21 protein-coding genes are annotated in these 19,224 nt (G+C 59.7%); 10 read left to right on the top strand and 11 right to left on the bottom strand.

Annotated elements, in window-relative coordinates; genetic code table 11:
* The first annotated feature begins 47 nt into the window (after positions 1-47).
* Positions 48-701 carry a thioesterase domain-containing protein gene (locus tag HHJ06_RS07945; RefSeq protein ID WP_215428811.1) on the top strand — a complete coding sequence of 218 codons (654 nt, stop codon included), beginning with the start codon at positions 48-50 and terminating at the stop codon, positions 699-701.
* A gap of 21 nt (positions 702-722) precedes the next feature.
* Here the strand turns inward: HHJ06_RS07945 and HHJ06_RS07940 are convergent, their stop codons facing one another.
* Entirely contained in the window at positions 723-1,445 is a 723-nt protein-coding gene (locus tag HHJ06_RS07940; RefSeq protein ID WP_215428810.1) for an EpsI family protein, read from the bottom strand.
* Positions 1,446-1,459: 14 nt separating this feature from the next.
* On the bottom strand, positions 1,460-2,410 hold the full coding sequence (locus HHJ06_RS07935) for an exosortase/archaeosortase family protein (protein WP_215428809.1): 951 nt from the start codon (positions 2,408-2,410) through the stop codon (positions 1,460-1,462).
* 82 nt (positions 2,411-2,492) lie between these two features.
* Here HHJ06_RS07935 and HHJ06_RS07930 point away from each other — a divergent pair, with 82 nt between their 5' ends.
* From HHJ06_RS07930 to HHJ06_RS07905, 6 genes are all read left to right on the top strand, one after another.
* Positions 2,493-3,422 (top strand): ribose-phosphate diphosphokinase, encoded by a 930-nt coding sequence (locus HHJ06_RS07930; protein WP_102714780.1) that lies wholly within the window; start codon positions 2,493-2,495, stop codon positions 3,420-3,422.
* A gap of 133 nt (positions 3,423-3,555) precedes the next feature.
* The gene (locus HHJ06_RS07925) at positions 3,556-4,161 is read left to right on the top strand and encodes a 50S ribosomal protein L25 (protein WP_215428808.1); all 606 of its coding nucleotides are present in this window, start codon (positions 3,556-3,558) and stop codon (positions 4,159-4,161) included.
* Positions 4,162-4,300: 139 nt separating this feature from the next.
* The gene (locus tag HHJ06_RS07920) at positions 4,301-5,527 is read left to right on the top strand and encodes a hypothetical protein (protein ID WP_215428807.1); all 1,227 of its coding nucleotides are present in this window, start codon (positions 4,301-4,303) and stop codon (positions 5,525-5,527) included.
* A 279-nt stretch (positions 5,528-5,806) separates the two neighbouring features.
* A complete protein-coding gene (gene hisB / locus HHJ06_RS07915) occupies positions 5,807-6,397 on the top strand; it encodes an imidazoleglycerol-phosphate dehydratase HisB (protein WP_215428806.1) in 591 nt (196 codons plus the stop codon).
* Positions 6,398-6,401: 4 nt separating this feature from the next.
* A complete protein-coding gene (hisH, locus tag HHJ06_RS07910; RefSeq protein WP_215428805.1) occupies positions 6,402-7,010 on the top strand; it encodes an imidazole glycerol phosphate synthase subunit HisH in 609 nt (202 codons plus the stop codon).
* A gap of 244 nt (positions 7,011-7,254) precedes the next feature.
* A complete protein-coding gene (locus HHJ06_RS07905) occupies positions 7,255-8,802 on the top strand; it encodes a serine hydrolase (RefSeq protein WP_215428804.1) in 1,548 nt (515 codons plus the stop codon).
* Between the two features lie 122 nt (positions 8,803-8,924).
* Here HHJ06_RS07905 and rpsF read toward each other — a convergent pair whose 3' ends face one another.
* The gene (gene rpsF / locus HHJ06_RS07900) at positions 8,925-9,209 is read right to left on the bottom strand and encodes a 30S ribosomal protein S6 (RefSeq protein ID WP_102714517.1); all 285 of its coding nucleotides are present in this window, start codon (positions 9,207-9,209) and stop codon (positions 8,925-8,927) included.
* Between the two features lie 212 nt (positions 9,210-9,421).
* On the opposite strand from rpsF, the gene HHJ06_RS07895 reads away from it, so the two are divergent.
* On the top strand, positions 9,422-10,396 hold the full coding sequence (locus HHJ06_RS07895; RefSeq protein ID WP_215428803.1) for a hypothetical protein: 975 nt from the start codon (positions 9,422-9,424) through the stop codon (positions 10,394-10,396).
* Here the strand turns inward: HHJ06_RS07895 and pdxA are convergent.
* The 3 genes from pdxA to HHJ06_RS07880 form a co-directional block, all read right to left on the bottom strand.
* On the bottom strand, positions 10,393-11,262 hold the full coding sequence (pdxA, locus tag HHJ06_RS07890; protein WP_215428802.1) for a 4-hydroxythreonine-4-phosphate dehydrogenase PdxA: 870 nt from the start codon (positions 11,260-11,262) through the stop codon (positions 10,393-10,395). The genes HHJ06_RS07895 and pdxA overlap by 4 nt on opposite strands.
* Positions 11,263-11,284: 22 nt before the next feature.
* Positions 11,285-11,545: a hypothetical protein gene (locus HHJ06_RS07885; protein ID WP_215428801.1), complete on the bottom strand. Its 261-nt coding sequence runs from the start codon at positions 11,543-11,545 to the stop codon at positions 11,285-11,287.
* Positions 11,546-11,695: 150 nt separating this feature from the next.
* A complete protein-coding gene (locus tag HHJ06_RS07880; protein WP_215428800.1) occupies positions 11,696-12,106 on the bottom strand; it encodes a thioredoxin family protein in 411 nt (136 codons plus the stop codon).
* 173 nt (positions 12,107-12,279) lie between these two features.
* On the opposite strand from HHJ06_RS07880, the gene HHJ06_RS07875 reads away from it, so the two are divergent.
* Together HHJ06_RS07875 and HHJ06_RS07870 are read left to right on the top strand one after the other, a co-directional pair.
* Positions 12,280-13,251 (top strand): D-alanyl-D-alanine carboxypeptidase family protein, encoded by a 972-nt coding sequence (locus HHJ06_RS07875; RefSeq protein ID WP_215428799.1) that lies wholly within the window; start codon positions 12,280-12,282, stop codon positions 13,249-13,251.
* Between the two features lie 44 nt (positions 13,252-13,295).
* Positions 13,296-14,375: a 6-phosphofructokinase gene (locus tag HHJ06_RS07870; protein ID WP_215428798.1), complete on the top strand. Its 1,080-nt coding sequence runs from the start codon at positions 13,296-13,298 to the stop codon at positions 14,373-14,375.
* Between the two features lie 67 nt (positions 14,376-14,442).
* On the opposite strand, the gene HHJ06_RS07865 is transcribed toward HHJ06_RS07870, so the two are convergent.
* The 5 genes from HHJ06_RS07865 to HHJ06_RS07845 form a co-directional block, all read right to left on the bottom strand.
* Positions 14,443-15,651, bottom strand: a complete 1,209-nt coding sequence (locus tag HHJ06_RS07865; RefSeq protein ID WP_215428797.1) for a DUF805 domain-containing protein — start codon at positions 15,649-15,651, stop codon at positions 14,443-14,445.
* A 100-nt stretch (positions 15,652-15,751) separates the two neighbouring features.
* Entirely contained in the window at positions 15,752-16,564 is an 813-nt protein-coding gene (gene zupT, locus HHJ06_RS07860; RefSeq protein ID WP_215428796.1) for a zinc transporter ZupT, read from the bottom strand.
* 51 nt (positions 16,565-16,615) lie between these two features.
* Positions 16,616-17,638, bottom strand: a complete 1,023-nt coding sequence (locus HHJ06_RS07855) for a thioredoxin family protein (protein ID WP_215428795.1) — start codon at positions 17,636-17,638, stop codon at positions 16,616-16,618.
* An 18-nt stretch (positions 17,639-17,656) separates the two neighbouring features.
* Entirely contained in the window at positions 17,657-18,661 is a 1,005-nt protein-coding gene (locus HHJ06_RS07850; protein WP_215428794.1) for a hypothetical protein, read from the bottom strand.
* 22 nt (positions 18,662-18,683) lie between these two features.
* Positions 18,684-19,163: a hypothetical protein gene (locus tag HHJ06_RS07845; RefSeq protein ID WP_102714497.1), complete on the bottom strand. Its 480-nt coding sequence runs from the start codon at positions 19,161-19,163 to the stop codon at positions 18,684-18,686.
* Between the last annotated feature and the right edge of the window lie 61 nt (positions 19,164-19,224).

Raw genomic sequence — 19,224 nt, 5'->3', positions numbered from 1 at the left:
CCTATGGGCTTGGATATTGACGTGATTTCTCCATCATGGCGCCAGCCATGCATGCTCAAAGGACGTTAAACCTGCTTCCGCGCGGAAGCGTTCCCGGTTATCTGGCCGTGTTCATCGGCGGTTTCGGGGACGTGGTGGCGGGCTGCCTGAGCCGTGTGGAACGGAGGTTTTCCGGCTTTCTGCCGGGGGTGGCCCATGCTACGGCCTATTACCACTGGGACGGTGGAGGCTGGGGCGTGTTCCGGGACAGGTGCGGGAACATTGCGGAGGAGCTGGAAGCGCTGCGCCGGGAGCATCCCGGGCTGCCCGTGGTGCTGGTCGGGCACAGTTACGGCGGCTCCTGCGCGGTGGAAGTGGCCCGCAGGCAGTCCGTGCAGGCCGCTCCGCTCTGCCTCCTGACGATAGACGCCGTGGCGCGGCGGCAGAAAAGCGTGCGCCCGGCGTGCGTGGAATGGTGGGGAAATGCCTACCTGCGGGACGGCGGCGGTTTCATGGACGTGGTGCCCAGGATTGGCGGCCGCTGGGGCCATTGCGCCGGAGCGGACGTGAACCTGGCCTTCTCCGGATACCGGCGGGACCTCTCCGGGCATCTTTACTCCCACCGGCGTCCCGCGCCCATGCTGTATGAAGCCCCCGCGGAAGAAATGCCCAGCCTTTTTCAGGCGGCTTCCGCATGGCTGGAAGGCAGGCTTGCGGACTGACCGCCGCAGGCCGGGCATGTGCTACCTGTCCAGTTCATTCCACTTGACCAGCCGGGAGAGAAGCTGGCTGATGAGGCGTTCCGTCTGTTTCCGGGCTTCCTCCTCCGGCACCTTGATTTGGTCCCCGTACGCGGTGGATATCTGGAAATAGCACCAGCGCTGGTCCTCGCCGTACAGGACCCTGTCCTTCATGTCCATCAGGGTGCGGGCAAGGTGGTCTTCCGTCATGTGGCGGTGGCCGATGAAGACGTAATAGTGCATGCTGTCCAGAATGATGGGCCGCGGCTGGCCCGGAGTGATGTTCTGCTGGGACTTCAGCTTGGTCATCCTGATGGTTCCGTGGCCTTCCACGGGCACCTCCACCCTGGTTCCCGTCAGGTTGAAATGGCCCTGGGCCGGGAGGCAGCGTTCCGGGCGGTGGATGGAGTTGTTCAGGTCGTGGCCGGATTTGACGATGGAGACCCGGCACAGCACGGGCGCGGTTTCCGGCGTGTCCAGGCTGATGGGGATTTCCTGCACGTAGTCCGCCTTGGAGAATTCCGTGTCCGGGGCCAGAATGCCCCGTTCCTGTTCAGACTCCTGCCGGCGCGTGCCGTGCCAGCCGTCCGGATTCATGCCGGTGGGGAGGTTCATGCTGATGGATGAATCCTGCACCTCTCCCTTGCGCGGCATCAGGTAAATGCCGCCGAGCATGACGGCCAGGAAAAAGGGAAGGATGAGAATCTTGAGCTTTTTAATATTCATGGCGGCGGAAACGCTTAGTGGGAGTTGTTTATTTTAACGACCAGCTTTTTCCGCCGGGACGGCTTCCAGATCAGCTCCCCGGCCAGCAGGGAGTGGACGGCCGCCAGGCCCGCCAGGCAGATGGGGAAGAAAAACAGCAGGCCGGACCAGTCGTGCCAGGTTTTAGCCGCAAATTCGGGGTCTCCGTATTCCGCCATTACCACAATGCTGGTGATGCGGACGCCGTTGCCGATGACGGCCAGGGGAATGGCGCTGAGGAAAAGCACGCATTTTTTCCAGAACTTCAGGTCGGACAGGTAGGCCCACGCGGCGGACAGCATGAGCAGGGCCATCAGGGAGCGCATGCCGCTGCACCCCCCTGAAATGTTGAAGGCGTCCCAATGGCCGTCCGTGGAGCGGATATTGGTGCCTTGCAGGTATGTATCCACCCCGAAAAGGGCCCCCCCCAGGTGCCCCAGCTCCGTGGCGAGGATTTGCAGCTCCACCGTGGCCTGCTGGAAGGAAGGCAGGGGAATGCACAGCCAGAAGAAAAGCAGGGGGAAGGCAAGCAGCCTGGCTACCTGCGGCCCGGCAAGATACCAGGCGCCTCCCAGCAGGATCAGGGGGAGCGCCCCTACGGCCACGCGGGGCTGCCCCACACGGTAGGAGAGGGCCAGCAGCAGGCATGCCGGGATGAAAAGAACCAGTCCGCGCCAGTCGATGCGCTTGGCGGCTTCCGCTACCTTCTTCCTGGCGTGGTACAGCATGAAGGCGATGATGGGGACTACCAGCCAGCCGTGTTCATAATCCGTCTGCTTGTTCCAGGAGGAAATGAGCCACTGGATGCTGTTGTCATTCCCGGAGGAGCCGAATTCCGGAAACGCCAGGTACGACCACGCCAGCAGGATGGCGCAGGCGGCCAGGACGGCGGCCATGGGAACGGTTAGAAATCTCTCTTTTGCATCTGGAGCGGATGAACCCATCATGGAGAAAAATCAAATTGTGAGAATTAAGTATTGCGATTATGTGGACCTGTGTTCAGAATGCGTCCGCTTTTCAGTTTCCGGTATGAAGATTATCAGCGGTACAGCACACAGAGAACTTGCGGAGCGCATTTCGCAAAGCGTAGGCATTCAGTTGACGGACGTCACGGTGAACACTTTCCCCGATGGGGAAAGTTTTGTAAAGATAAATGAAAACATCCGCGGCAAGGATGTCTTTCTCATTCAGCCCACCTGCCCCCCCACCAACCATAATATTATGGAATTGTGCGTGATGGTGGACGCCGCCCGCCGCGCTAGCGCCGGACGCATCACTGCGGTGGTGCCCTTCTTCGGGTACGCCCGGCAGGACCGCAAGGACCAGCCCCGCGTTCCCATTACCGCCAAGCTGGTGGCCAACCTCCTCACCGCCGCCGGCGTGGACCGCGTGCTCACCATGGACCTGCACGCCGCCCAGATCCAGGGCTTCTTTGATATTCCGGTGGACCACCTTTACGCCGCTCCCGTCCTGATCCGCCACCTGCGTGAAAACTACGTGAAGGACCTCCAGAAGCTCGTCGTCGTCTCCCCGGACGTAGGCGGCGTGAAAATGGCCCGCGCCTATTCGGACGCCTTGGGCGCGGAACTGGCCATCGTAGCCAAGCACCGCGTCAATGCCACCCATGTGGAAGCCATGAACGTCATTGGTGACGTGGAAGGCCGTGACGCCGTCCTCATTGACGACATGACGGAAACCGCCGGCACCCTGTGCGCCGCCGCCAACATCCTGAAGGAACGCGGCGCCCAGCGCGTATTTGCATGCGTGTCCCACGGCGTGCTGGGAGACATGGCCCGCGAGCGCATTGCCGGCTCCTGCATTGAACGCGTCCTCACGTCGGACACCGTTCCCATGGCCCATGGCCCCAAGGTGGACTGCATCAGCGTGGGAGACCTGCTGGGTCATGCCGTGCGGCGCATTCATGACGGAGAATCCGTATCATCATTGTTTGACATTTAGACAATTTTAGTGCAGAGTCCTGCGCCCTGACCTGAGTATCGGTTTACGCGGGTTCAGAAATCCCGGCGGGGCCTCTGCCTGAACCCGATTAGGAAACATTATCAATCAACACTCAATATTGCCTCTATAAGACATGGCTACATCCCATTCCCTCAAGGCCGAAACGAGAGCCTGCGGCTCCGGTAATCTGAAGCAACTCCGCAGCCAGGGCCTGGTCCCCGGCGTGGTTTACGGTCCCGGTTTTGACAACGTCAATGTACAGGTTGACGCCCGCGAATTCTCCCGCATGCTGGCTTCCGCCGTTTCCGAACACATTCTGGTGGCTCTGGACATCGACGGCAAGATCGTGAAGGCTCTTCTCAAGGAAGTGCAGCACAACCCCATCACCAACTCCTGCGTGCATGTGGACTTCCAGGCCGTTACCGATACCACGGTCATCCACTCCATCGTTCCCGTCATTCTGGAAGGTGAAGCTGCCGGCGTGGCCCTGGGCGGCGTGCTGGACCAGACCATTCATGAACTGGCCATTACCTGCCAGGTGAAGAACCTGCCTGAAGCCGTCACGGCTGACATCTCCGGCCTGAAGCTGGGTGAAACCCTCCGCATTGCCGATCTCAAGCTGCCCTCCGGCGTGAACACGGAACTGGCCGGCGACGTGATCGTGGCCATCGTGGAAGCCCCCCGCGTTTCCACGGAGGAAGCCGCTCCGGCTGCTGAAGAAGCCCCCGCTGCCAAGTAAGCCTGACAGCCTGATTTTATCTCTCAGGGCCCGGAACCGTTTTTACGGCTCCGGGCTTTTTTTTGTCGCCAAGATGGTGTCTTCTGGTAAAGTGCAGGATACGTACTCGTCAGATCAATTTGGAAAAAGCCTTAGATTTATGAACAAGTCCCTCATGTTGGCACTGGCCGCACTCGTTCCGCTTGCTGCGGCGGATGAAGTAAAACTCAAGGATGGAACCATTTACAAGGATTGCACCGTGGAGGTGGAAACCCCGGAAAGCGTGAGCCTCCTGGTTCCCGTGGCCGGAGGAATCAAGGATTCCCTGACCATCAAGAGGGAATTGATTGAATCCATCAAGAAGGCGACTCCGGATGAACTGGAGGCCGCCAAGATCGCCAAGACATACGCCAAGCCGGAAGCCATGAACGCCAAGGAGCTGGAGAGCGCCGTGGCCGATCTGGACAAGGTCATCAAGAAGAATCCCCAGGGGCTGGCCCATGACGCCGCCGTGAAAGCGCGGGCCAGGGTGGTGGTCCTGCTGGAGGAAAAGAAGCTGGTGGAAGGCGCCCAGGCCGCGCAGGAAGCCAAAGATGAGGCGGAAGTGACCGTGCGCACCAAGTACGACCATGAGGCCGGCAAACTGCTGAAGCGCTTCAAGGCGCTTGCCGCCCGCAATCCCTACCAGGCCATGGCCGTGTATGACCGCATGCGCGACGGCTACCCCGGCTCCGCCGCCCTGGCGGACGCCTATCCGGATGCTGTTAGAATCTCCGGCCAGCTTAACCGGAGGCTGGAGGTCATGATAGCCGCCAAGGAAAAATCTCTGGAAAAGGAACGTGAAACGTTGAGAAAAGAGGAGGAAAAGCGCCGTGGGGATCCCAAGCTGACGAAAGAACAGCGCCAGCTCCTGATGGAAGCTTTCCAGAAAAAGCAGACCGCCATCCGCGAGCGTGAAAACCAGCTCACGGAAGTGTACCGGGCCTACCGCAAGAAGGTCAAGGAGCGCGGGGACCGCTGGTATGAACCTACTGCAGGTTCCCTGGAAGCCATGAGGGACGTCAAGCTGGTTGCCAACACGGATGCGGAACGCCTGAAAAACCAGGAACCGGAAAAAGGCGCCGGCTCCGCCGCTCTGGAAAAGGCCTGGAGCCTGTGTGACGAGAAGAAATTTGACGAGGCCATGGAGGCCCTTGCGGATGTACGCACCGCCCAGGTTCCCCGGGAATACTATGAGGAACTGACGGAAACGGTGCGCGTGGGCCTTCAGGAACAACGCGCCCGCGAACGCGCGGAACGCGCGGAAGCCGCGCGCAAGGCCCGTGAAGACCGGGACAAAAAACGCCAGGAAGAGCGGGCTGCCGCCGCCAAGGCCAAGAAAAAATAATCCGGCTCCTTCCCGTAGAAAACATCCTCCGGAAAGCGCCGCGGGAACGGGCTTTACGGACAGGACGGATTAAATAAAAACTCAGTCCGCCCTGTTTGTCGGGTCCATTCCGTTCCTTCAACCTGCAAAATCCTCCCGGGACTTTTTCTGACGGCGGAGGCCCTGCGTCATGGCCCTTTTACCGGGCCATGCCGTTTTTTGAGGAAAAAAGGGGGCAAATCTTTCCCCATGGGGTATTTCCTGCTTTCTTCCGTAGCGGCTTCGGTATAGAAGAGTCGCATGAGGAACGCTTCTTGCAAACGGGTCACCGGTGAAACGGACATCAGCATGGAACTGAACCTGGACGGCACGGGATGCGCCGCTATCGCCACGGGCCATGCGTTTTTTGACCACATGCTGGATTTGCTGGCCCGCCATTCCCTGACGGACCTCACTCTTCAAGCCAGGGGAGACCTGGACGTGGACGCCCACCACACGGTGGAGGACGTGGGAATCGTTCTGGGTGAATGCATCAAAAACGCGCTGGGGGACAAGAAGGGAATTGCCCGTTACGGCTGTTCCTACCTGCCCATGGATGAAACCCTGACGCGCGTGGTGATGGACCTGAGCAACCGCCCGTACGTGGTCTTCCGCATTCCGGAGGGCGGCCTGCCGGACGCTCCCAACTTTCCGCTGACCCTCTGTGAGGAATTCTGCCGCGCCCTGGCCAACAACCTGCGCTGCAACCTGCACGTGGAAGTGCTTTACGGCCGGGACGGCCACCACATCGCGGAATCCATCTTCAAGGGCATTGCCCGCGCGCTGCGCCAGGCTGCCGCCATTGATCCCAGGGCTGCCGGAACCCTTCCTTCAACCAAGGGAATGCTGTAAGCCCATGAAACTCGGCGTGATTGATTACGGCGCGGGCAACCTCCGCAGCGTTCTGAACACCTTTGAGGCCGCCGGCGTGAACGGGCATCTGGTCCGCACGCCGGAAGATGCGGCAGGCGTCACCCATCTGGTGCTGCCGGGCGTGGGAGCCTTTGGGGACTGTGCGGAAAAACTGCGCCGCCAGGAGCTGGTGCCGCTGATCCGGACCTGGATAGAACGGGACAGGCCGTTCCTGGGTATCTGCGTAGGTTATCAGGTCCTCTTTGAAAGCGGTGAGGAAGACGGGGAGGTGCCCGGGCTGGGCATCTTCAAGGGAAGCGTTGTCCGTTTCCCGGAATCGGAACTCAAGGTGCCCCACATGGGATGGAACCGGCTCACCCTCTCCGATCCTGCGGACCCCGTCTGGAAGGGCATGGGGGAGGACCCGTACTTCTACTTTGTGCATTCCTATTATCCCCGTCCGGAGGATGACTCCCTGGCGGCCGCCTTCTGCACGTACGGCGTGCGCTTTGCCGCCGCCATCAGGCGCGGGAATCTGGTAGCCACCCAGTTCCATCCGGAAAAAAGCCAGAAGCTGGGCGTAAAGCTGCTGGAAAACTTCGTGTCCCTGTAATCCTTCCGTGGCGGGAACCTGGCCTGGCGGAACTCTTCCCCGGAGGAGGGGAGAGGGTGGTGTTGTATTTTTTTTCTGCGGCATTTTGGGAATGCTGATGACAAGCTGAATGAACCGTATGCAGGAAATGGGGTCTTATAAAACAGGCGCCATGAATAATTCGTTCAGGTTAACAGGGGAGATACTCGCATGCGCGTGCATGCTGGGCGGCATCCCCGCGCATGCAAACAAAACCCCCAATAACATGTCCACTCAAGATTCAGCAGCCATTCATCTCCCGTCCCAGGGGCGTGGAGACTCCAGGGTAGAATACCTGGGCCAGTCCATGGACCAGTTGATTTACGATTTCATGCAGGAGGAAAAAATTCCCGGCATGACCCTTGCGATTGTCCAGGCCCCCTACATTCCCCGCGTAGTGGGTTACGGCGTGTCCAATGCGGAAACCGGCCTTCTCGCTTCCACCAACACCCTGTGGCCTGCGGCGGAAATCTCCCAGGGATATGCCGCCATAGCCGCCTTCCAGCTGGTGGAGAAAGGGAAAATGGACATCCATGACAAGATTTCCCGCTACGTGGCGGGGCTGCCGGAAGCCTGGCAGAACGTCTCCGTGCTCCAGCTGTTGCAGCACTCTTCCGGCATTCCGGATTACAGGAAATCCCCCCAGTTTGACATGGGTAGGGATTATGATCCGGGAGAACTCCTTTCCCTGGTCAGGCTGAACGGCCTGGAATTCCCCTCCGGAACGGACGTGCGCCAGAGCGCCACGAACTTCCTGCTCCTGTCCATGGTCATTGATGCGGTAGCGGGCATGCCTTATGAAGAATTTGTCCGGGAAAACCAGTTCCAGCCCCTGGGCCTTCAGCACACGGTGTTCGGCAAGGATCTGGGAGCCGTACAGCAGGATAACGTGCGTGGGCATGACAATGAGCATACCCTCTTCAAATCCCGTGTGGGATATGTGAACCCGGCGGAAACGGCGGCGGGATATGCCGTGAAGGACGGGGCCGTGAAATCCGTTCCTCCGCCTGCGCGCTCCTCCCTGCGCGGCTTTTCCGACATCTGGTCCACTCCGCAGGAAATCAGCTTCTGGGACATTTGCCTGGCCGGCTCCATCCTGGTGAAGGATGAAAAGCACCGGGACATGATTTACAAGCCCATCCGCCTGGACAATGGAAAAATCGTCCCGGCCATGGCGGGCTGGCAGTTCCCGCACCACAAGGGCCTGATGGACATCAAGGGCGGCGTTCCCGGCTTTTCCTCCTACATCTGCCGGTTCACGGCCCCTTCCGAACTGGTGTGCGTGACCCTGACGGCGAACAAGGAAGGCGTGGACCTGACCAACCTGGCGCGCCGCATTGCCGGAGCGCTGGATCCCAAGCTCGGCTCCGGCCAGCTGGATGACAATTCCCTGTATCTTTATGAAAGCGTGTTCGGCGTGGATGAAACCATGGAACGCATTGAAAAGATTCTGGAGGAAAAATCCATCCCCGTCTTCGCCAGGATTGACCACGGAAAAAATGCCCGTGAAGCGGGGCTGGAAATGCCTCCCTCCAAGGTGGTCATTTTTGGCTCCCCCAAGGTAGGCACCAATCTGATGCTCGGAAATCCGGGCATTGCTACGGAACTGCCCCTGCGCATTGCCGTGTGGGAAGATAAGGAAGGCAGCACGTGGATCAGCTTTCCCCACATGGAAAAAATTGCCAGGGAATACGGCGTGGAAAATCTGCCTCCTGTTGCCCCCATCCGCCAGTTGCTGCGGAACATCGCCTCAAAAGCGGCCAATGTCTATTAAAGAGGCGCAAGCGTGCGTTTTTGAAGAGTAAATTACCCGTAAAGAAAAGGACCGCCTCCGTAAAGAGGCGGTCCTTTCAGTAAAAAAGCAAGGAGCAGATGCTTCGTCCGCATGTGCCGGATTTAGGCGATCACCTTGTAGTACTGAAGGTGAATCTGGGGATTCAGGCGGAGGCGTTCGCGGATGGTCCTGATGGCGGAAGGTTCCGCGGAGAACGTGTAGGTCACATACTGGCCGGCGGAAAGGTGGTTGGATTCATAGGCGAATTCACGGCGTCCGGCGTTTTCGGTCTTGGTGATGTCGGCGCCTTCTTCCTTCATCGTAGCGGCTACGGTATTGATCAACTCCTCAACGGGGGTTTCCGTACCCTTCATGTTGAATACGATAAGAGCTTCGTAATTTCTCATGGTCTTGTGATAATTAGAAATGTGTCGTGCGAACGGTGCGCACCTTGCGGGCAAGTAAGGTGCAATGATTGCCGCCAGAAAGCAAGCCTATTTTTTACCTTGTTTTGGGGAACGGCCCGTTTCCCGCATTTTATTCCCGCCTTGGGTGGGAATAAAGGAGGCAAAGCCCGGAAGGGGTTGACTTTCCGTGCGCGGTTGACAATGATCCGTTCATGATGAAATTGTTTTGCATGGCGCTTCTTGCCGGGTGCCTTTGCTGCGGTAGCGCCCGTTCCGGCGTCCGGATGGTGGATGTGGTGGAGGACATGGTAGAGGATGATGCATTTGCCAGGGCTGTGGAGACGATCAGCAGCCGGGTGAAGGACTCCGCCTCCTGTAAAAAAGTGGTGGAGGAATTGAACCGGGAGGCGGATCGGCTGGAAAAGTCGTGGCGGGAAGCGTTCATGTCCGGTGAGCCTGCCACGAGGGAGTGGTGCCGAATGGCTGACGCGGAAGTCCGGTTGTACAGGAAATTGGAGGAAAGGTGGGAAAAGGACGGGGAGGAGAAGACCGTCTCCCTATCGGAACTTGAAAATGACGGCGTCATAACCCATGAAGAGGCGGAAGAGGGATTTGCCGCGCTGGGCAGGCTGATGTGGGTCTCCAAGACAGCGATTGATTCCCTGGATGACCTGATCGCCGGCGCGGAATTGCCCTTGCCGTCCTCCCCGGACGGTGACTCCTATGAAAAATTGCTGGCCTGGAAATTGACTCATGAATATTCCCTGTCTTCCATGCTGAGGAATGACCCGCTGGTCAACGGGCGCCTGGAGAAGGCCCTGGAAAGCTGTTGGAATGACGGGGTTCTGGAGATGATGAAAGATGCGGTTTCGCGGATTTCCCGGGAAAGGAAGTTTCTGCTGATCCGGCGCAGTGCGGATCGTAAGGTGGAGGAGACGGAAAGAATTTCCAAACTTCCTCCGTTGACTCCTGAACAATGGTGCTGGCTTCAAAAGCAGGAACATGACCCGCAGTTGATGGAAAATTCCATCGGAGACCTGTTGACGGTCTTTCCTCTCCTGCTGAAGCAGGAGGAGGGAGAGAAGGCCGATCCGCTGGAGGAGGAAACGATTCGATACTGGATGTCCTTTCCGGCCCGGCGCGCCCGGGTGTGGCGGGAAAAACTCCGGAAGGAAGAGGGCCGTTAACGCGGCTGCGCCATCCGGACGGCCAGTTGGAAGGCATGGATGGTGCTGGAAGGATTGGCCTTTCCGGTGCCCGCCAGGTTGAAAGCGGTTCCGTGGTCAGGACTCAGCCGGGGACGCGGAAGGCCCAGGGTGACGTTGACGGCGGTATGGAAGTCCACCAGTTTCAGCGGAATCAGACCCTGGTCATGGTACGGGGCCAGCACGGCGTCATAGCAGCCTTCCACGGCGTCACGGTATACGCAGTCCGGGACGGCAGGACCGTCAAACACGGCATCCGGGCATGAAATGCCCAGTTGTTCCACGGCCGGGGCAATGATGGCTCCGTCCTCATTCCCGAAAGCCCCGTGCTCTCCCGCATGGGGGTTCAGGGCCGCCAGGGCGATGCGCGGGCGGCGGATTCCCTTGCGGAGGCAGAAATCCTTCAGCAGGGTCCCGATGCGGACCAGCTCCGCGGTGTTCAGCAGGGACGGCACGCGTTGAAGGGACGTATGGATGGTTGCCAGGCCCACCGTCAGCCGTTTTCCGGTCAGGCACATGGCGTAATTGTCCGTTTCCAGGCGTTCCGCAAAGAATTCCGTCTGTCCGGGCCAGCGGAACCCTGCTTCATGCAGGGTCTCCTTGCAGACGGGGGCGGTGACCACGGCGTCAACGGCTCCTTCCCGGAGGGCTTGTGCAGCCTGTTCCAGATGTTCAAAGGCGTATTTGGCGGATTCAGAATTAGGCCTTCCCACCGGAACGTCCGCTCTGGCGCCGATGAGGCGGTATTCCGCTTCCTCCGGGAGTTCTCCGGAGGCGAGCGCGGCGGAAATGACTTCCGGGCCTATGCCCGACTGGTCGCCCAGCGTGTATCCGATGACCGGTTTCATGAAATGGAACAGGGGGGAGGGGTTAGGATTCCGCGGCTTCCGCCGGGGCGGGCGCGGGAGCCGGAATCTCTTCCGCAAAGGGGATGGGTTCTTCCGCGGCAGGGGCGGGTTGAGGAGAGGCGGCGCGCTTTTCCATGTTGATGACCTGGATGGTTTTCTCCGGTTCGTCAGGATTGCGGAGTTCGAATTCCAGGTGGGAATTGGTGGACCAGTGGTAATAAATGGTGGCGCCAAGGGCGGCCAGCACCAGGATCAGGAGAATGGAACCGAAGAAGGAGCGCATGCCGCTACTGTGTCCTGCTGGAGAGGGGAATTCAAGAAATTATCAAGCCTGCTCACGTGGACGGAATAAGAGTGGGCCTGCCGCTTGGAAAGCCGCCGTGGGGAGGGGAAGGCGCATCCATTCGCGGCGCTTTCTGCGCACGGGGAATGGTCAGGAGAGGATTTTTACCGCCGTGAACAGGATGATGAGCAGGATCACAAAGCCGATGATTTTGCCCGCCATGCCGGGGTTCCCTCCGTTCTTCCCGCACCCGGCGCAGCCCGCCGCACCATTCATGCCGCCGCACTCCATGCCGCACGCTCCGCAGAAGGATTCCTCTTCCTGCATCCGCGCGCGGTCTTCAAAGAGGAGTTCCAGCTCACGCACGGAAGGCTCCACGCCGGAAACGACGATTTCCCCGTCAATGGCGAGGGCGGGCAGCGTGCATTCAGCCTGTCCCGGAGAGGCTTCCGTCTCCTGTATTTCCACATTCATGCCCAGATGCTCCAGCGCCTGGCGGGCGTTGGAGCGCAGGGCGTTTCCCGGGAAGTCCCGGCTGTAGAAGAATTGAATGCTGGTCATGGCGCTGGGCAGGTCGTAACGCTCCCGTTGGAGGGGACGGCTTCCTCCAACAAATAGGATAGGAGGCGAAAGGTCAATGCGTTTTTCCGTGTCATGACATATAAGTGGTGCATGGAAAACATTTTAGACTTTCCAAATGCGGGGGGAACGGGCACTATCCCGCCGGTCCCGCCATGAAAAAGCTATCTCTATTCCTCCTGACCCTGGCCTGTGTATTCCAGTTCTCCGCCCGGGCGCAGGAAAAGCCCAGTTACATCGCCATTGAGGCCAATTCCGGCAAACTCCTTTTCAGCTCCAATGCGGAAGCCAGAAGGCCAGTAGCCAGCCTTTCCCAGGTAGCCACCGCCATGGTCGCGCTGGACTGGGTGGCCCGCACGCGCCTGCCGCTGGACACCTTCATCGCCGTTCCCCAGGAGGCATTCGGACTCCGCGCCGGCAATCCCATGGACCTTCAGCCGGGCGACCGCCTGACGCTCCGGGACGCGCTGTACTCCACCCTGCTGGGCTCGGACAACGTGTCCGCCCTGACGGTCGCCTCCTTTGTGGGCCGTGATTTGGTCTCCCGCCGTGGCGGCGGTTCCCCCATTGGCGCCTTCGTGACGGAAATGAACAATCTGGCCCGCTCCCTGAAAATGTCCAAGACGCGCTTCACCGCCCCCCACGGGCTGGACGCGGGCAACTCCGTTTCCGAATCCTGCGCGCTGGACATGGCCCTGCTGGGCGCGTACAGCATGCAGAATCCGGCCTTCTGCTACATTGTCTCCCAGGCGAGCCGCCGCATCGGCGTGCAGTCCCAGACCAAGGGAATGACGATGTACGACATCTCCAACAACAACAAGCTCATGAGCTCCCCCGGCGTGGACGGCATCAAGGCGGGCACCTCCCGCGCCGCCGGCCCCTGCCTGCTGCTCAGCGTCACGCGCAACGCCATTTCCCGCCGCAGTCCCCAGACGGGCACGGAGGTGATTTACCCCCAGCGCATGATCATTGTGGTGCTGGGCTCTGCGCAACGTTATCCCCTGGCCAAGCAGATGATGACCAGCGGCTGGCGGGTGTGGGAAAACTGGCAGGCTTCCGGCATGGACATGAAGGACCCCAAGGAGTTCGTCCAGCTTCCCGTGAAATCTGGAGCAGAGAAGCGATAGGAAGTAGACGGCCCCGGAATTTTCTGCTATAAGGGACACCGAATATGAACATCGGTGTTTTGAATAGCGGGGGTGACTCTCCCGGGTTGAATGCAGTTATTGAAGGTGTCGTGGGCGCGGCTTCCCGCCGCGGCTGGAACGTTGTCGGTTTTTACGATGGGTTTGAGGGACTTCTGTCCACGGAGGATGATGAACGGTTTGAATGGCTGACCCCTGCCGGATGCCGCGGATTGCGCGCCAAGGGAGGCACCATCCTGGGAACCGTGAACAAGGGAAACTTCGCCATCAAGGTGGGCGTGGACCAGAAAGGGGCGATTGAGCCCGCCGTGCTGGAAAAGACAAAAGCCACCATCCGGCGATTGGGCCTGGATGCCCTGATCGTCGTCGGCGGGGACGGCTCCCAGTCCACGGCCCTTTTGCTTTCTGAAATAGGCCTTCCCGTGGTGGGAGTGCCCAAGACCATTGACAACGACCTGGGCGCGACGGATGTGACCTTCGGCTTCTACAGCGCCGTTTCCATCGTCTCCGAATCCCTGGACCGCCTGGAAACCACGGCGAATGCGCACCAGCGCATGATGGTGGTGGAAGTGATGGGGCGCCATGCGGGGTGGATTGCCCTGGAAGGCGGCATCGCCGGAAGCGCGGATGTGATTCTGCTGCCGGAAATACCGTTCTCCATTGAAAACGTGGTGGAATGCATCAAGGCGCGCAAGGCTGCCGGGCAGCGGGAAATCCTGGTGGTGGTGTCCGAAGGCGCGCGCCTGGCGGATGAACTGGTGCTGCTGGATGAAAAGACCCAGGGGGAAGTGCGCCTGGGAGGCATCGGCAAGGTGATCTCTAAAAAACTGGAAGAAGCCACGGGTATTGAAACCCGCTCCTGCGTGCTGGGCCACATCCAGCGCGGCGGCTCCCCTTGCGCCTATGACCGCATTCTGGGCGTCCGGTTCGGCAGTTACGCCGTGGAACTGGTGGAAAAGGGCAAGTTCAGCTGCATGGTGGCCCTGCGGGGGACCAAGATGACGGCCGTCCCCATTGAGGAGGCCGTGAAGACCCTGAAGCTGGTGGACCCGGACTGCCAGCTTGTGCGCACGGCTCGCGACCTGGGCGTGTGCTTCGGGGACTGACGCTCCGCGCCTTCAGGCAAAAGCCGCTGCCTGTGCGGCTTGATTGCTTTTCAACCGTATCCTGTTCTCAGGATACGGTTATTTTTTGCGGAAGCACGCCGTAGTCATTGGCGCCGGAAGAGCTTTTGAGCAGCATCATGGACAGGAAGAGGATGGAAAACAGGTCCATCAGGTTGGAGGCCATGGCCAGATAGGCCACGTAGGGGGCCATATCCCCCGGAATCAGGCGCAGCAGGAAAACCAGCACAAAGGTGACGATGAAAATCAGGATGGGAATCAGGATGAATTTTCCGCTCAGGTTGCTGTCATGCAGGCGCCGTACGGCCACGGGTATGTTGAACAAGATATTGAGCCCGGCCACGGTGGCCAGAAGCTCCAGGGAAAGCATGCTCAGCTCCCCGGACTGGTAGAAAAAGTAAAAGGTAGGATTGAAACAGGCGTGGGCCAGCAGGATGAGGGCATCCTGCGGATGGGTGGTGTATGCCAGAATTTGCCGGGACGGGGAAACATAGAACCCCAGCGGGTTGCTGCCCACGTCGATCATGCTGTAGCCCAGCGGCAGGAACAGAAGCACGGAAAGGAGGAAGAAGGACCAGAACTCCGCACGGGAGGCGCGTCCGGCCAGCGTGGTCAGCTTCCTGAGGCTGATGAGCCAGTAAAGGTAAAACGGCGTGAAGGGCTTTTCAGGCGTGTCTCCGGCAGTGGCGGGAGCGTTGGCGGGCGGTGCGCCCGGACGGCGGCAGTACTTATTGCCGGCCGTCTTGCTTTCACCCAGCGTCAGGTAGAAAAAGATCAGGTGCCCCAGGCCGAAGGGAAGCAGCAGGGAAAGAACCCAGAAGCCGCTTCTGCCCGTGTCATGCAGGCGTCTGAATGCCGCCGCGGCGCAGGGAACGATCAGGGCCGCCCACAGGAGGATGGTCAGCGCGTCTCCGTAAATGCTCAACCTTGTATCCGGAATATGGAGCCAATCCGTCAGGATGTACCCCGCCAGGGCCGGAATCAGGGCCAGAAGGGGAAGCGCCATGAACCACCAGAATTCCGCGCGGGAGGCGCAGCCCCGGAAATCCGCATAATGCCGGAACCCTTTTTTCCAGCAGGCAAGGGGGGATGAAGGGGAAGGAAGGGCGGGGGAAGGTGCCGGAGCGGCGGGAGCAGGGGTAGCAGGGGTAACAGGGGTAGCAGGAGTAGCAGGAGTAGCAGGAGTAGCAGGAGTAGCAGGAGTAGCAGGAGTAGCAGGAGTAGCAGGGGTAGCAGGGGTAGCAGGGGAGTCCGGCATGGAGGAGAAAGGGGGTTTCCGGTTAGACCCCCTGATGCCGGGAAATGCTCAATGCGGCGTGTTTTCAGGACACGGAAAATTTTCCCCGTCAGGAGCCGGTTCAGATCAGCACGACAGCCATCAGCAGCATGCCGGCAATGATGCCCATGATGGAAATGTGATGGTGGCCCCAGCGTTCCGCCATAGGCAGCAGTTCATCAAAGGAAATGAACACCATGATACCCGCCACGGAGGCAAAGAGGATGGCCAGCACGGTGGGCGTGAGGAAGTGGAACAGGAAGAGCATGGCGATGGCCGCGCCCACCGGTTCCGCCAGCCCGGACAGGAAGGAGTAGAAGAGGGCCTTTTTACGGTTGCCCGTGCCGTAGTAAAGGGGAACCGCTACGGCGACTCCTTCCGGAATGTTGTGGACGGCCACGGCCAGGGCGATGGACGTGCCCAGCGTCAGGGAATCCAGCCCGGCGGCAAAGGTGGCGATCCCTTCCGGGAAGTTATGGATGCCGATGGCCAGGGCAAAGAGGATGCCGGACCTTTTAATCTTGGCGGAGGAGAATTCCCCGCTGGCCTGTCCGTGGATATCCTCCGGGCCGCGCGCTTCGTGAGGGTTTTCGTCTTCCGGCACCAGGTAGTCAATTAGGGCCGCCACGGCGATGCCTCCGAAGAAGGAGGCAATGGCGATCCAGGCGCCTGCCGTGTGGCCTTCAAATTCCATCAGCCGGTGCCGGGCCTCCCCCAGCAGCTCCACCAGGGAAATGTACACCATGACTCCCCCGGAAAACCCAAGGGCGAAGGTAAGCGTCTTCGTATCCGTCCTCTTCATGAAGAAGGCGATGAAGCCCCCTATCCCGGTGGCAAGACCTGCCAGCGTGGTGAGCAGAAAGACGGTGAGGATGTGGTTGGTGGAAAGATCCATGTGCGGACCTGCCGGGCACGGAGACTCCGGTACCCGGCAGGAAAGGACGGGTTATTTTTTTGCGGGGGCCGGGGGAATGATCATTTTAGTGGCCCGGATGGCTCCGGGGGGGAGCGGGGGTTCTTCCCCCGGCTTCAACTGGCCCCGTTCCTTCTTGATCTCTGGCAGCTTTTCCAGGAGCCTGCCGCACATCTTTCCTTCAAAGCTGTCCGGAAGAAGCGCGACGGATTCTTTAAGGGGCTGCTCCAGTTCATTCACCCTGTTCTGCTGCATGAGCAGGTTTACCTTTTGCATGAGGACGGCCTGTTTGACTTCCGGAAGAAGCCCGTCCTTCTTCAGGTAGCCGTCCATAAGGGAAAGGGCTTCGTCAGGCTTTTGTTCCGCCAGGATGTGGACGTTTTTCTGCCGGAACGTATCGGCCAGCTCTTCTCTCTGGGTATTGAGCAGTTCTTTTCTGTTCAGTTCGGCACGGATGCCGGAAGCATCCTCCGGGTCAAGTTTTGCCAGTTCTTCCAGGGACGGCTTGTAGAAAGCGGGGATGCTGGACTGGGGAACCGTTTTCAGCAATTGGACCAAGGCGTCCCGGCGCTGCTCGTCCGTGAGGCTGCCCGCCAGCTTGTTTGTCAGGGCCTGCTGGGTTTTCAGGGCTTCCGCCGCCTTGGCCGCATCTTTCATGACCTGGTCCGGGTTGGCGTAGCCTACGACGGTGTGGACGGGGCGTCCCTGGGCGTCTGCAAAGACCAGCGTGGGGAAGCCGGTGATGCCGTAGGACTTCTTGTAGGTTTCCAGCATGGCCTTGGTCTGTTCGTCCTGCTGCTTTTTACGCGGGAAATCCAGTTCCACGGGAATAAAGGCGGCGGTGATGCCTTCCTGCACCTTGGGGAGGGAAAGGGCCTGCTTCTTCTGCATGATGCAGGCGCCGCACCAGTCGGAACCGGTGAATTCCAGCATAACGCCCTTCTTCTGGGCCGCGGCCTGCTGCATGGCTTCCGCAGGATTGGTGCTCCACGCTTCGGAAGCTCCGGCAATTCCGGCAACGAGCGCGGCCACGACGGGGATGATGATAGTTTTCATGATTTGGAAATAAATCAGTTACATGGGGGGTAGCGGAGAATGGGCAGGAGGCACCCACATGCCGCCGGAAGAGGAGGAGTCCGAATCTCCCGTATGGGTGGGCGTTTCAATCTGCGGCTTGCCGGAAGGCGGGTCCAGGTCTTCCACCACCACTTTCTTCTTGGCGGGCTGGGGATCCGGGGCGGGAGCGGGAGCCGGGATGGGAGCCCGGCGGATGACGGGGGCCTGAAGGGAGGCGTCCGTCTGGTTCATGGCCGTAATGTTCAGCGGGTCGCCGTAAGCCAGCATTTCCCGGATATCGTCCGGAAGGTCTCCGGCGGGAATGGAAGTGCTGCCCTGCTCGTGCATGATGCGCACAAACTCATTCTCCACGCGGGTGATTTCAACGTTCAGATAGGTCTTTCCGGAATGGGCCGTTCTGAGGATGTCAAACTTGCGGCCGCGGGCCTTCGCGCGGGCATCCTGGCGGTAGCGTTCAAAGTAGGAGCGGATTTCCCCCCGGATGCCGGCCACGCGCATTTTTTCCTTCTCAATGGACTTCTGCGTCTCATCCAGGTCGGTCGCCGTGTTTTCAAAAATGTCCAGCAGGCTGAGAAGCTGTTCCTTGGGAGCGGTCTTATTCCGTATTTCCCTGAACTGTTCCTGCTTTTTCAGGAGGGCGGCATGGTTGGCTTCCAGCGCTTCCCGGGTGTCCCTTACCGGATCGGGAAGCTGGGAAAATTTTTCATAAACGATGTATCCGGCCCCGATGACGATGATGCCGAACAGTCCCAGGCACAGGTTCCAGAACAGGGCGTCCCCCCTGGCTTTCTTCTGCGCCTCCTCCTGCTGGGCTGATTCCTCTTCCGCGGCGTGTTCGGAGACGACGTCCATGGATGTTTTCAGGCGTTTTTTAGGGGCGGAAGCGCCGTCCTTGTTTTCTCCGTCGCCGTTCCTGTCCTCCCTGGGGGCGAAGCGGGTTTCATCTTCGGAAGGCGGGAGCGTTTCGCCGGACGGCTGTTGCGGGGAAGGTGAGTCAGTCATGGGATGGGTCAGGGGAGTGGGATTAGTCTACCGGGTGGGACTGCTTGAATTCCGCCAGTTTGGCGGCATACGCGTTGTACTGGTATTGCAGGGCGTGGAACTCCTGCTTGCGCTGCGCCAGCGTCTTGCGCATGTCTTCAATGTCAAAGCACAGGTGCTCGAAGTCGCGCCGCTTGGACGGCAGGACGTCAATATCCTTCACCGTGAAGGGAGTGGTGATTTTGCCCGGATTGGAAAGGCGCTTTTGAAGATTGTAATTCACGCGCGCGTCATGGGATTCCGCCTGGCTGATCTCCTGGTCAAGCTGGGCCAGGGCGTCCTTCGTCTGCTGGAGCTGGGCCTGGAGCTGCTGGTGTTCCGAAGAGGAATTGCCCGTAATGAAGGAGGTCAGGGCTTCATTCGTGCCGCTGTCGCATGAGGTAAGGGCCAGCGCAAGGGCCAGCGCCGGACAGGTACGCCTGGTAAATCGCACGATGTTGAACATGCCGGGGATTATGAACATTAACGGGGGGGAAAGTCAAACTGTTCATGCGCCCTGCCGAACAATGATTTTTCTCGCATAA

This window comes from Akkermansia muciniphila (genome assembly GCF_018709685.1).
GTDB classification, from domain to species: Bacteria; Verrucomicrobiota; Verrucomicrobiia; order Verrucomicrobiales; family Akkermansiaceae; genus Akkermansia; species Akkermansia muciniphila_E.
Note: the sequence above shows the minus strand (reverse complement) of the source record. Positions and strands in the feature narration are given on the sequence as shown.